The organism is Bradyrhizobium sp. CCBAU 65884 (genome assembly GCF_028128835.1).
In the GTDB taxonomy this organism is placed as follows: domain Bacteria; phylum Pseudomonadota; class Alphaproteobacteria; order Rhizobiales; family Xanthobacteraceae; genus Bradyrhizobium; species Bradyrhizobium ottawaense.
On sequence record NZ_LBJU01000130.1, the window covers coordinates 154,722 to 166,736 of the forward strand.

At 64.7% G+C, this 12,015-nt stretch carries 12 protein-coding genes; 2 read left to right on the forward strand and 10 right to left on the reverse strand.

The genetic code is table 11. The annotated features are described in order from the left end of the window. Window positions 1-104 precede the first annotated feature (104 nt). From XI03_RS32525 to dnaK, 8 genes are all read right to left on the reverse strand, one after another. Window positions 105-728: a 2,3-bisphosphoglycerate-dependent phosphoglycerate mutase gene (locus tag XI03_RS32525; protein ID WP_028139417.1), complete on the reverse strand. Its 624-nt coding sequence runs from the start codon at window positions 726-728 to the stop codon at window positions 105-107. An 82-nt stretch (window positions 729-810) separates the two neighbouring features. Then, on the reverse strand, window positions 811-1,626 hold the full coding sequence (gene dapB, locus XI03_RS32530) for a 4-hydroxy-tetrahydrodipicolinate reductase (protein WP_028139416.1): 816 nt from the start codon (window positions 1,624-1,626) through the stop codon (window positions 811-813). 238 nt (window positions 1,627-1,864) lie between these two features. Then, the gene (locus XI03_RS32535; RefSeq protein ID WP_027566211.1) at window positions 1,865-2,176 is read right to left on the reverse strand and encodes a DUF1330 domain-containing protein; all 312 of its coding nucleotides are present in this window, start codon (window positions 2,174-2,176) and stop codon (window positions 1,865-1,867) included. An 80-nt stretch (window positions 2,177-2,256) separates the two neighbouring features. Next, window positions 2,257-2,964 (reverse strand): orotidine-5'-phosphate decarboxylase, encoded by a 708-nt coding sequence (pyrF, locus tag XI03_RS32540; RefSeq protein WP_028139415.1) that lies wholly within the window; start codon window positions 2,962-2,964, stop codon window positions 2,257-2,259. Window positions 2,965-2,970: 6 nt separating this feature from the next. Continuing rightward, window positions 2,971-3,549: an NADPH-dependent FMN reductase gene (locus XI03_RS32545; RefSeq protein ID WP_028139414.1), complete on the reverse strand. Its 579-nt coding sequence runs from the start codon at window positions 3,547-3,549 to the stop codon at window positions 2,971-2,973. A 57-nt stretch (window positions 3,550-3,606) separates the two neighbouring features. Then, window positions 3,607-4,206 carry a class I SAM-dependent methyltransferase gene (locus XI03_RS32550; RefSeq protein ID WP_038948644.1) on the reverse strand — a complete coding sequence of 200 codons (600 nt, stop codon included), beginning with the start codon at window positions 4,204-4,206 and terminating at the stop codon, window positions 3,607-3,609. A gap of 88 nt (window positions 4,207-4,294) precedes the next feature. Continuing rightward, window positions 4,295-5,422, reverse strand: a complete 1,128-nt coding sequence (gene dnaJ / locus XI03_RS32555; protein ID WP_028139412.1) for a molecular chaperone DnaJ — start codon at window positions 5,420-5,422, stop codon at window positions 4,295-4,297. Between the two features lie 245 nt (window positions 5,423-5,667). Next, entirely contained in the window at window positions 5,668-7,569 is a 1,902-nt protein-coding gene (dnaK, locus tag XI03_RS32560) for a molecular chaperone DnaK (RefSeq protein WP_028139411.1), read from the reverse strand. A 393-nt stretch (window positions 7,570-7,962) separates the two neighbouring features. Between dnaK and XI03_RS32565 the strand changes: the two genes are divergently transcribed. Both XI03_RS32565 and pncA read left to right on the forward strand, forming a co-directional pair. Further along, entirely contained in the window at window positions 7,963-8,904 is a 942-nt protein-coding gene (locus XI03_RS32565) for a hypothetical protein (protein WP_212477304.1), read from the forward strand. A gap of 305 nt (window positions 8,905-9,209) precedes the next feature. Continuing rightward, window positions 9,210-9,935: a bifunctional nicotinamidase/pyrazinamidase gene (pncA, locus tag XI03_RS32570; protein ID WP_028139409.1), complete on the forward strand. Its 726-nt coding sequence runs from the start codon at window positions 9,210-9,212 to the stop codon at window positions 9,933-9,935. 115 nt (window positions 9,936-10,050) lie between these two features. Here pncA and grpE read toward each other — a convergent pair whose 3' ends face one another. Both grpE and hrcA read right to left on the reverse strand, forming a co-directional pair. After that, complete coding sequence (gene grpE / locus XI03_RS32575; protein WP_271594396.1) at window positions 10,051-10,662, reverse strand: nucleotide exchange factor GrpE; 612 nt, start codon at window positions 10,660-10,662, stop codon at window positions 10,051-10,053. A 96-nt stretch (window positions 10,663-10,758) separates the two neighbouring features. Then, window positions 10,759-11,847 (reverse strand): heat-inducible transcriptional repressor HrcA, encoded by a 1,089-nt coding sequence (hrcA, locus tag XI03_RS32580; RefSeq protein WP_028139407.1) that lies wholly within the window; start codon window positions 11,845-11,847, stop codon window positions 10,759-10,761. Window positions 11,848-12,015 lie beyond the last annotated feature (168 nt).

Consider the following 12,015-nt stretch of genomic DNA (forward strand, 5'->3'; position numbering starts at 1 on the left):
GCCCACGATCTCTCTGAAACGGCCGACAGAACGTGGGCACGCTTCCGCCTTCGCTCTTCGAGCTACGGCGGACAAGTCGCTTTGCCCACCCTACGAGACCGTCGCTAACCCGCCAGATCGAGCTTCGAGGCCACCGTCGAATCCGCATTGAGCCGGTAGATGATCGGCACACCCGTCGCCAGCTCGCGCTTCAAAATGCCTTCGGGTGAGAGCTTTTCCAGCACCATGATCAGCGCGCGCAGCGAATTGCCGTGGGCAGCGACCAGCGTGCGCTTGCCGTTGAGCACGCCGGGCAGGATCTCCTGCACGTAGTACGGCAATGCACGTGCAAGGGTGTCCTTCAGGCTTTCGCCGCCGGGCGGCGGCACGTCGTAGGAGCGGCGCCAGATCAGCACCTGGTCCTCACCCCATTTCTTGCGCGCGTCGTCCTTGTTGAGGCCGGAGAGATCGCCGTAATCGCGCTCGTTCAGCGCGAGGTTCTTCGTCGTCGGCAGGCCCTCCTGGCCGAGCTCGCCGAGAATGAGGTCGAGCGTGTGCTGCGCGCGGGTGAGCACCGAAGTGTAGGCGACGTCGAACACGAGGCCCTGCGCCTTCAGCTTGCGGCCGGCTTCCGTGGCTTCCTTGACGCCGAGCTCGGTGAGGTCAGGGTCCTTCCAACCCGTGAACAGGTTCTTCAGATTCCATTCGCTCTGGCCGTGGCGCACGAGCACGAGAAGACGTTCGCTCATTGACTGCTTTCCGTTCGGGTTATTTGTTTGAGCATGATCTTGTCGGAAAACCGCTCCACACTTTCCGGATCATGCTCGTCGATCAGATATCGGCGAGGCCGAGCACGTCGGCCATGGAGTAGTGGCCCGGCTTCTTGCCATGCGCCCACAGCGCCGCCTTCAGCGCGCCATGGGCGAACAGCATGCGATCCTCGGCCTGGTGCGACAGCGTCAGGCGCTCGAACGGGCCGAGGAAGGTGACGCTGTGATCGCCGGCGACGGTGCCGCCGCGCAACGAGGCGAAACCGATATTGCCCGGCCTGCGCGCGCCGGTGATGCCGTCACGGCCACGCTCGGAATGGTCATCGAGGGTGACGCCGCGGCCGCTGGCTGCGGCCTGCCCCAGCATCAGCGCGGTGCCGGATGGCGCATCGACCTTCATCCGGTGATGGGTCTCGACGATCTCGATATCAAAACTCTGGTCGAGCGCCTTGGCGACGCGCTTGACCACGGCGGCCAGCAGATTGACGCCGAGGCTCATATTGCCTGATTGCACCACGACGGCGCGGTTGGTGACGCTCTTGATCACGGCATTGTCGGAGCCCGACAATCCGGTCGTGCCGACGACATGCACGATCCCGCGCTGTGCCGCGATCGCGACATTTGCGATGGTCGCCGCCGGAACGGTGAAGTCGAGGATGCCGTCGGCCTCCTTCGACATCGCCCAGAGGTCAGCGGAGAGCTTGATGTCGTTGGCCGGCAGTCCTGCGAGCACACCGGCATCCTTGCCGAGCAGCTCCGAGCCGGGCGCCTCGAGCGCGCCGGCCAGCACCGCGCCTTTGCTCTCGGCAATCGCCCGCACCAGCGCGCGGCCCATCCGGCCACCGGCTCCAGCAACAATCAGGCGCATGTCGGACATGGTGTGATCCTCTCATGGCCGTTGTAGCGGGGGGACGCAGTTCCGGCAACCGAGGGGGGAGCAGACGGGCGACCCTCTCTAAAGCGTCATGGCCGGGCTTGTTGTTTAGCCCGGCCATCCACGCCTTGCCACGCGCAAGAAGAACGTGGATGCCCGGGACAAGCCCGGGCATGACGACCCCTCGTGAACGTTCAAATGCGACGGCCCCTCCCGCGCAGGGGAAGACCAGCAGCACGCCTCAGCCGTCAGACGGCTGCGGGCCGTCATAGCCCTCGATGATGATGAGGTCGGCGACCGAGTGCGGCTGGCGCACCTTGATGTTGGCCTGGTATTCCGGCGAATTGTAGCAGGCGATCGCGGTCTCGTAGTCCGGGAATTCGATCACGACGTTGCGGGTGCGGCTGGCGCCTTCGACGGTGGTGAACTTTCCGGCGCGGACGACGAAGCGACCACCCCACTTCTTGAAGATCGGGCCGTTGGCGACGGCGTAGGGCTTGTAGCCCTCGTCACTGCTCACATCGACGCGCCCGATCCAGTAGCCTTTTGCCATTGTTCTTCTCCCTGTTGTTGCTGATCTTCATTTGAGCATGATCTGATCGGAAAACCGCTTCACACTTTTCCGGATCGTGCTCAGAGCGCCTGCGCGATCTCGGCCTGGATGGCTTCCGCAATCGCCTTCGGATCGGCGGCTTCGACGACCGGCCGTCCGACGACGAGATAATCGGCGCCGGCGGCGATCGCGCGGCCCGGCGTCATGATGCGCTTCTGGTCGCCGGTCGCCGAACCGACCGGCCGGATGCCGGGGGTGACGAGATGCATCTGGTGGCCGACGATCTTGCGCAAGGCCCCAACTTCCTCCGGCGACGACACCAGTCCGTCGATGCCAAGCACCTGCGCCTGCTGCGCGCGGGCCTCGACCAGCTCGGAGACGCCGAGCCGATAGCCGGCCGCATGCAGATCGTCCTCGTTGTAGGATGTCAGCACCGTGACGGCGAGGATCTTCAGGCTGGAATTGCCGCGGCCTTCGACTGCGCCCTTCATGGTCTGCGGATAGGCGTGCACGGTGAGGAAGGTGGCGCCGAGCCTGGTGATGCTTTCGACGCCTTGCATCACGGTGTTGCCGATGTCGTGCAGCTTGAGATCGAGAAAGACCTTCTTGCCCTTGTCGGCGAGCTTGCCGACCAGCGGCAATCCGCCGGCATAAGCGAGCCGATAACCGATCTTGTAGAAGCTGACGCTGTCGCCGAGACGATTGATCGTCGCCTCCGCGGCATCGACGCTGGGCAGATCGAGCGCGACGATCAGGCGGTCCTTGGGGGCGATCTCGGCTGGCGTCATGTCACCTCACATCATGCGTTGGGAAAAGTCGATCAACTGCGCCACCAACTCCTTCAACGCGGCGATATCGCCCTCGTTCTTGAGCCTGTCCATATCGTCATAGGCCTGGTCGGCAAAGGCAAGCGTGAGCTGGCTGGCAATCACATTGGCGTGGCAGGAGGTCAGGATCAGCCGCAGCGCCTGCAGGGCACGGGCCGCGCCGAGCCGGCTCTGCGAGGCGCCGGCGAGCGCGAAGGCGCGGTTGCGAAACACATCGCCGCGCGCCTCGTGCAGATCGTGCACGCGGCTGACCCAGTCGATTGCGTTCTTGAGCAGCGGCGGCACCGAGGCATTGTATTCGGGCGAGACGATCAGCACGCCATGATGCGCGCCGATCATGCGCTTGAGGTTGATCGCGTGCTTCGGCAGCCCAGACTTGGCCTGGAGATCGCCGTCATAGATCGGCAGCGGAAAATCGGCGAGCGAGATGCGGGTGACGTCCACGCCGGCCCGGGCAAACTCATAGGCGGCGACCGCCGCCAGCTTCGCATTGTGCGAGCCGGTGCGCAGCGAGCCGGGAATGATAAGGATCTTGGGAGCTGACATCCAATCCAATGCGTTCGGCGAAACGAGCCCGCCGCGCAAAGAACCGAGCCGGCGGAATTAGTGCTTGCGATACACCCAGACGCGGGCGGGCGGAAGGTTCATCCAGATCCGTTCCGAAGCCTCTGTGGACACGCCGGGCAGCGATTTCGGGATCGGCGGCACGACCGCATAGGTGAACTGGACGAAGGGCGCGCCGGGCGCGAGCGCCGTGAAGGCGTCGCGGATCAGCCGCAGCCGCGTCAGCATCGGCTTTGTCACCAGCGGCAGGCCGGAGACGACCGCGGAGGCCGGCGCGCTCAGGACGTTCCAGAGCGTGTCACGCAGGCGATAGGCATCGCCCTGCACCACCTTGGCCTGCGGATAGCGGTCGCGCAGCAGGGCGCAGAAGCCGGGATTGTATTCGACGAGGACGAGACGCTTCTGGTCGACGCCGCGCTCGATCAGGGCCGAGGTGATGGCGCCGGTGCCGGGTCCGAGCTCGACCACAGGCGCGTCCGAATCGACATCGACGTAATGGGCCATGGTCCGGGCCAGCAGCTTGCCCGACGGCATCACCGCGCCCATGTGCAGGGGCTTTTCGATCCATGATCTGAGAAAGCGCACCTCGTCATCGAGACGAGGCTTCTTCAACGCACGCGCGGACGATGGCAATGGCATGTCAGGACCGGACGGGACCGCGGGACCGCGGCGTGTCAGAAAATGGTCATAAAGACGTATAGGCCGAAGGCGGTATGGTCAAGCCGGGTCAACTCGCCCGATTACCGAAGAAATCCTTGACCTTGGCGAAGAAGCCCTCGGATTCCGGCTGGGTGTTGCCGGAGGACAGCTTTTCGAACTCGGCCAGCAATTCCTGCTGCTTCTTGGTGAGGTTCTGCGGGGTCTCGACCACGACCTGAACATACATGTCGCCCATCTGGCGCGACCGCAGCACCGGCATGCCTTTTGATGCAATGCGGAACCGGCGGTTCGACTGGGTCCCGGCCGGCACCTTCACCTTGGCCTTGCCCTTCTCGATGGTCGGCACCTCGAATTCGCCGCCGAGCGCGGCCGTCACCATCGAGATCGGCACACGGCAATGCAGATCGGCGCCGTCGCGCTGGAAGAACTGGTGCTGGGCCAGCGACAGGAAGATGTAGAGGTCGCCGGGCGGACCGCCGCGGACCCCTGCCTCGCCCTCGCCGGCGAGCCTGATCCTCGTGCCGTCCTCGACGCCCGGGGGAATGTTGACCGAAAGATTCCGCTCGCGGGTGACGCGGCCCTGGCCCGAGCACGACGGGCAGGCATCCTCGATCATCTGGCCGCGGCCCTGGCAGCCCGGACAGGTCCGCTCCAGCGTGAAGAAGCCCTGCGACTGCCGCACGCGGCCGGCGCCGCCGCAGCTCGAACAGGTCTTCGGCTTGGTTCCGGCCTTGGCGCCGATGCCCGAGCAGGCCTCGCAGGTGACCGAGACCGGAATCTCGATCTGCGCGGTCTTGCCGCCGAAGGCTTCCTCGAGCGTGATTTCCATGTTGTAGCGCAGGTCGGCGCCGCGCTCGCGGCCGCCGCGGCCGCGCTGCCCGGCCATGCCGAACAGATCTTCGAAAATATCGGAGAAGGAAGAGGCGAAACCCGCGCCGAAGCCGGCGCCACCGCCGCCCTGCTCGAAGGCGGCATGGCCGTAGCGGTCATAGGCCGCGCGCTTGTCCTTGTCCTTGAGGACCTCGTAGGCCTCGTTGATTTCCTTGAACTTGACTTCGCTGGTGTCGTCCCCGGGATTGCGGTCCGGGTGGAACTTCATCGCCAGCTTGCGGAACGACGATTTCAGAACGGATTCGTCGGCATCGCGTTCGACTTCGAGAGTTTCGTAATAGCAGCGCTTGGTGGACGTGGACATGTGGGACTCGGTCTATCCAATCGCGATTCAAGTCGGAGCGAAACGACGTCGCCACACGACGATATAGGCAGCCTTCTGCCCGGCGGCAGAGGGTCGCTTGGCGGCGTTCAGCATAACGGCTGGGAATTGATCGATCGTAACGGGCGACCCGCCCGTCCGTCCCGACACGGCGGCCTCCCCCGCGAAGGAGGAGGCCGGTAGAGCGTGTGGGGTCCAAGCCGTCCGCATCATGACCCTCTTGGGGTTCAGGCGGACTTCTTGTTGTTCTTGTCGTCGTCGACTTCGGTGAATTCCGCGTCGACGACGTCGTCCTTGGCCGCGTCCTTCTTGGCGTCGGCCTCGGCCTGCTGCTTGTACATGGCCTCGCCGAGCTTCATCGAAGCCTGGGCCAGCGTCTGGGTCTTGGCCTTGATCGCCTCGGCATCGTCGCCCTTCAGCGCTTCCTTGAGGTCGCCGACGGCATCCTCGATGGCGCGGCGCTCGGTCTCGCCGACCTTCGAACCGTGCTCGGCCAAAGCCTTCTCGGTCGAATGCACCAGACCATCCGCCTCGTTCTTGGCGGTCACGGCCTCGCGGCGCTTCTTGTCCGCCTCGGCATTGGCCTCGGCGTCCTTGACCATCTTCTCGATGTCGGCTTCCGACAGGCCGCCGGAGGCCTGGATGCGGATCTGCTGCTCCTTGCCGGTGGCCTTGTCCTTGGCCGAGACGTTGACGATACCGTTGGCGTCGATGTCGAAGGTCACCTCGATCTGCGGCATGCCGCGCGGAGCCGGCGGAATGCCCATCAGGTCGAACTGGCCGAGCATCTTGTTGTCGGCCGCCATTTCACGCTCGCCCTGGAAGACGCGGATGGTGACCGCGTTCTGGCTGTCCTCGGCGGTCGAGAACACCTGGCTCTTCTTGGTCGGGATCGTGGTGTTGCGGTCGATGATGCGGGTGAACACGCCGCCCAGCGTCTCGATGCCCAGCGACAGCGGGGTGACGTCGAGCAGCAGCACGTCCTTGACGTCGCCCTGGAGCACGCCGGCCTGGATCGCAGCGCCGATCGCCACGACTTCGTCCGGGTTGACGCCCTTGTGCGGCTCCTTGCCGAACAGCTGCTTCACGACTTCCTGGACCTTCGGCATGCGCGACATGCCGCCGACCAGAACCACTTCGCCGATCTCACCGGCGGTGACGCCGGCGTCCTTCAGCGCCTTTCGGCAGGGCTCGACGGTCTTCTGGACGAGGTCGTCGACCAGCGCCTCGAACTTGGCGCGGGTGAGCTTCATCGTCAGATGCTTCGGGCCGGTCTGGTCCGCGGTGATGAAGGGCAGATTGATCTCGGTCTGCGTCGTCGAGGACAGCTCGATCTTGGCCTTTTCAGCGGCTTCCTTCAGGCGCTGCAACGCGAGCTTGTCGTTGCGCAGGTTGATGCCCTGCTCCTTCTGGAATTCGTCGGCGAGATAGCCGACCAGGCGCATGTCGAAGTCTTCGCCGCCGAGGAAGGTGTCGCCGTTGGTCGACTTCACCTCGAACACGCCGTCGCCGATCTCGAGGATCGAGATATCGAACGTGCCGCCGCCGAGATCGTACACCGCGATCGTGCCGGTCTTGGTCTTGTCGAGGCCATAGGCGAGCGCGGCCGCGGTCGGCTCGTTGATGATGCGCAGCACTTCGAGGCCCGCGATCTTGCCGGCATCCTTGGTCGCCTGGCGCTGGGCGTCGTTGAAGTAGGCGGGAACGGTGATGACGGCCTGATCGACCTTCTGGCCGAGATGGGCTTCCGCGGTCTCCTTCATCTTCTGCAAGATGAACGCCGAGACCTGCGAGGGCGAGTAGGTCTGGCCGTCGGCCTCGACCCAGGCGTCGCCGTTGGAAGCCTTCACGATCTTGTAGGGGACGAGCTTCTTGTCCTTCTCGACCATCGGGTCGTCGTAGCGGCGGCCGATGAGGCGCTTCACTGCGAAGAAGGTGCGCTCGGGATTGGTGACGGCCTGGCGCTTGGCCGGCTGGCCGACGAGGCGCTCACCGTCGTCCGTCACGGCGACGATCGAAGGCGTCGTGCGCATGCCTTCGGAATTCTCGATGACTTTGGCGTTCTTGCCATCCATCACGGCGACGCACGAATTCGTGGTGCCGAGGTCGATCCCAATGACCTTTCCCATGGTCCTGATATCCTTGTTTTTGCGGCAGGTTGGCTGGGCCCAGAAGGCACCCGACCGAAACCCCCTAAGATCAAACATCCGCGATATTGCGATGATTGAGGCTCATATAGGAGGGGGGGAGGGGCCCGCAAGGACCGAAGCTACGTTTCTGCCGTGAAAACATTGGGTTTTGGACGATGATATCCGGGCTTCACCGCCCTTGCGGGTGAGGAATTATTAACAGGTTCAGGCTTCAGCAAGCCCCCGCTACCGCAAGCCCGCCCACCCTGTTGCCGCAAGCCCAAACCCGGTAAAAGGCGGACCGGCCGGGCAGCCGCCACAGCTGCTTCGCGCGACAATGCGGCCCGGTGGCCGACCATCGAACGGCCTCAATGTGAACCAATCAGAGTGCCCATGAAGCTGATCCGCCCCCTCGCCGCGCTCGCCCTTCTGATCGCCTCCGCGTTTCCGGCCTTCGCCGCCGACGCCGTGTTTCCACCCGGCTTGCGCCTCGGCATGGTGCCGCTGGTCGGTCTCAGCACGGCAAAAACGTTTCCGGGATTCGAGAGCGAGGATGGCAGCGTCAAGGTGTTGATCACCGAGCTGCCGCCGGCAGCCTATGGCGAGGTCGTGAGCGCCTTCAATTCCAATCCGGCCGGCGCTGGCGGCGTCAAGCAGGACAAGATCGAGACGCCCGCGGGCCTCGCTTATTTCACCACCGAAAGCGGCAAGGCCGGCGACACCCCGGTGAAGCGCTATTCGATGATCGTGCCGGGCGCCGGCTTCTCCGGCTACGTCGCGGTGCAGGTCCCGGACAATGCGACCAAGATCTACACGGATGAGGCGGTGCGGCAGATGTTTGCGACCGCCACCACCCGCAAGCAGGTCTCGGCCGAGGAGCAGATCGCGCTGATGCCGTTCAGGATCACCGATCTCGCCGAATTCAAGGACATCCGCACTCTGGCGCCGGGCTCGAGCATCATCCTGGCGGACGGCGACGAGAGCACCGGTTACGAGTCGAAGCCGTTCATGATCCTCGGCCTGATCGGCGCCACGCCGCAGCAGGCCGACGACCGCGCCCGCTTCGCCCAGGAGGCGGCGCTGCAGATTCCCGGCGTGCGCGAATCGCGCGTCACCATGTCCGAGCCGATCCGCATCAACGGCCAGCAAGGCTTCGAGACCCGGATCGACGGCATCAGCGGCAAGGACAAGGTCCCGGTGACCGTGGTGCAGTGGATCCGCTTCTCGAGCGGAGGCGCCTCGCTGCGCATCATCGCCAGCGCCCCGCGCGACCAGTGGCTGGCCGCCTTCACTCGCTTCCGCGCCGTGCGCGACGGCATCCAGCCGAAGGGGTAGGCCAGAGGCGCTCCAACACACTCGGTGTCGTCCCGGCCTAGCGCGCAATTGCGCGCGGGGGGCCGGGACCCATACCGCGTGATCTCGCGATTGCGGTCGGTCGCAGTACCCACGAAGAGTCTTCGCCAAACTTCTCCCTGGGGGTATGGGTCCCGGATCTGCGCTGCGCTTGTCCGGGACGACAGCGGTGTTGAGGCTGCACGCCCAACCCCTCATCAAAGCCGGCCGCATTTTCGGGCTTCTGTTCGTACACGAACGGAACTAGGCTTCGTCTCCGTTGAGTTCATCCGAAGGGGAGGCGAACGATGCTGGATCGGCGACAAGTCTTGGCAATGCTTGGGACGACGGCGCTTGCAACGCTGGCTCCAACCGCACTCCTTGCAGCGGCATCGATCAAGCCGGACGATGCCTCCGCGCTGCTCGTGATCGACGTGCAGAACTGCTTCCTGCCCGGCGGCAGCCTCGCGGTGAAAGAGGGCGAGCAGGTGGTGCCCGTCATCAACAAGATCTCGAGAGCATTTGCGAATGTGGTGATGACGCAGGACTGGCACACGCCGGGCCACATCTCGTTTGCGTCGGTGCATTCCGGCAAGAAGCCGTTCGAGACCGTCGACCTTCCCTATGGCAAGCAGGTGCTGTGGCCCGACCATTGCGTGCAGGGCACCGATGGCGCTTCGCTGTCGAAGGACCTTGCGATCCCGCACGCCGAGCTCATCATCCGCAAGGGCTTTCACAAGGACGTCGACAGCTATTCGGCCTTCCTCGAAGCCGACGGCAAGACCTCGACGGGACTTGCCGGCTATCTGAGGGGACGCAAGATCAAGCGCGTCTTCGTCGCAGGGCTCGCGACGGATTTCTGCGTCGCCTGGACCGCGCTCGACGCGCGCAAGGCTGGCTTCGAGGTCTATGTGGTGGAAGACGCCTGCCGCGGCATCGACACGCAGGGCTCGCTGGCAAAAGCCTGGGCCGATATGGCCAAGGCCGGCGTGAAGCGGATTCAGTCTGCGGATATCGCGAGCGCGCAGGGCTAGATGACTGTCATTCCGGGGCGATGCGAAGCATCGAACTATGGTGCGCCGTTGCGCACCTGAGAATCCCGAGATTCCGGGTTCGGCTCTTCGAGCCGCCCGGAATGACGCAAAAAAATCAGTTCGCCGCGCCGCTCGACTCGTTGTTGTTCGCCGCGGGCTTCGCGCCGCCCTTGGCGACACCGACCAGGGCCGGGCGCAGCACGCGCTCGCCGATGGTGTAGCCGGCCTGCATGATCTGCACCACGGTGCCCGACGGCACCGACGCATCGGGCACTTCGTACATCGCCTGGTGGAAGTTCGGGTCGAACTTCTGGCCCTGCGGATCGAGCTTCTTCACGCCGTGCTTTTCCAGCGCGTTGAGCAGCGAACGCTCGGTGAGCTCGACGCCTTCGATCAGCGAGATCAGGCCGGGATCGGCCGTGGCGCGGGCCTCGGCCGGAACGGCATCGAGCGCGCGCTGAAGATTATCGGCGATGTCGAGCACGTCGCGGGCAAAGCCGGTGATGCCGTAGAGGCGGGCGTCGGCGACCTCCTTGGTGGTACGCTTGCGCAGATTCTCCATCTCGGCCAGCGTCCGCAGCATGCGGTCACGCGCCTCGGCGGCTTCCTTCTGCAACAGCTCGACCGAGCCGGGCTCGGGATCGTCGGGCATGATGTAGGGTTTTGACACCACGGGCTCGCCGGTCGCGGCAGTCGTGTCTTCGGGTTGCCGGTCTTGCTCGGTCATCGGCTCTAATCTCGAACTCGTTTCCAGGGATTGTTGGCCCGGATATCGTGCCTAGAGCGCCGAAAATCAAGCGCCCGTGATCGGCGGAAACGCCGATCAGCCTCCCAAAAGACGGCTGACGATGCGGGCCGCGTAGTCCACGGTCGGGATCACGCGGGCATAATTCAGCCGGGTTGGCCCGATCACGCCCAAAACACCGACAATATGGCCGGCGGCGTCCCGATAGGGCGAGATGATCGTAGAGGAGCCGGACAAGGAAAACAGTTTGTTCTCCGAACCGATGAAGATACGCACGCCCTCAGCGGTCTCGGCACGCCCCAGCAGGTCGATCACGCCGCGCTTGGTCTCGAGATCGTCGAACAGCAGGCGCACCCGTTCCAGATCCTCCAGCGCATGCAGGTCTTCGAGCAGATTGGCGTGGCCGCGGACGATGAGCTGGCGATCCTCGTTCTCGCCGCCGGACCAGCTGGCGATGCCGGCGGAAATCACCTTCTGTGCGAGCTGATCGAGCTCGGCACGGGCCTCTCCAAGTGCCGTCTCGAGCTCGAGCCGCGCCTCGGCCAGGGTGCGCCCGCGGATGCGCGCATTGAGGAAATTGCCGGCCTCGGTGATCGCCGAGGAGGGAACTCCGGGGGGCAGCGACAGCACGCGGTTTTCGACCTGGCCGTCCTCGCCGACCAGGATCACCAGCGCCTTTTCCGGTTCCAGACGGACGAATTCGATGTGTTTCAGCCGCGCATTGGATTTCGGCGTCAGCACCACCGCGGCGGCGCGGGTCAGGCCCGACAGCCGCGTCAGTGCCTGGTCCAGCGCCGCCTCGACCGATTGCGCCTGGCCGACGGTGGCAAGCTGGCTCTGGATCGACTGCCGCTCGGCCTCGTTGAGGTCGCCGACCTGCATCAGGGCATCGACGAAGAACCGCAGGCCGAGTTCCGTCGGCAGCCGACCGGCGGAGGTGTGCGGGGCGTAGATCAGGCCGAGCTGTTCCAGATCGGCCATGACGTTGCGGACCGAGGCCGGCGACAGCGGCATGGCGATGAGGCGCGAGATATTGCGCGAGCCCACGGGCTCACCGGTCGCGAGGTAACTTTCGACAATTTGACGAAAGATGTCGCGAGAACGCTCGTTGAGCTGGGCGAGGCCTGCGCGCGGCGCGATCAGATGGATCGGATCGTGATGGGCCACAGACGGTAACTCCTCTCAGATGCTCATAATTTGTCCATCCAGGAGGGTTCTGACAAGCGTCGCGTTTGCAGGGTGGAGAACCGGGGGTGAAAAAGCCTTGTCCTTTCCCCTTGCCGCATACCCTCACCCCACCTACAAGCACCGCGAATAGCCCTAACCTGCGAGTTT

Bases quoted from the DNA above. Each gene is read 5' to 3' on its own strand.
- pncA (WP_028139409.1), top strand. From the start codon at position 9,210: ATGCTGGATCGGCGACAAGTCTTGGCAATGCTTGGGACGACGGCGCTT.
- grpE (WP_271594396.1), bottom strand. From the start codon at position 10,662: ATGACCGAGCAAGACCGGCAACCCGAAGACACGACTGCCGCGACCGGC.
- XI03_RS32550 (WP_038948644.1), bottom strand. From the start codon at position 4,206: ATGCCATTGCCATCGTCCGCGCGTGCGTTGAAGAAGCCTCGTCTCGAT.
- dnaJ (WP_028139412.1), bottom strand. From the start codon at position 5,422: ATGTCCACGTCCACCAAGCGCTGCTATTACGAAACTCTCGAAGTCGAA.
- XI03_RS32535 (WP_027566211.1), bottom strand. From the start codon at position 2,176: ATGGCAAAAGGCTACTGGATCGGGCGCGTCGATGTGAGCAGTGACGAG.
- dnaK (WP_028139411.1), bottom strand. From the start codon at position 7,569: ATGGGAAAGGTCATTGGGATCGACCTCGGCACCACGAATTCGTGCGTC.
- XI03_RS32525 (WP_028139417.1), bottom strand. From the start codon at position 728: ATGAGCGAACGTCTTCTCGTGCTCGTGCGCCACGGCCAGAGCGAATGG.
- pyrF (WP_028139415.1), bottom strand. From the start codon at position 2,964: ATGACGCCAGCCGAGATCGCCCCCAAGGACCGCCTGATCGTCGCGCTC.
- XI03_RS32565 (WP_212477304.1), top strand. From the start codon at position 7,963: ATGAAGCTGATCCGCCCCCTCGCCGCGCTCGCCCTTCTGATCGCCTCC.
- XI03_RS32545 (WP_028139414.1), bottom strand. From the start codon at position 3,549: ATGTCAGCTCCCAAGATCCTTATCATTCCCGGCTCGCTGCGCACCGGC.
- dapB (WP_028139416.1), bottom strand. From the start codon at position 1,626: ATGTCCGACATGCGCCTGATTGTTGCTGGAGCCGGTGGCCGGATGGGC.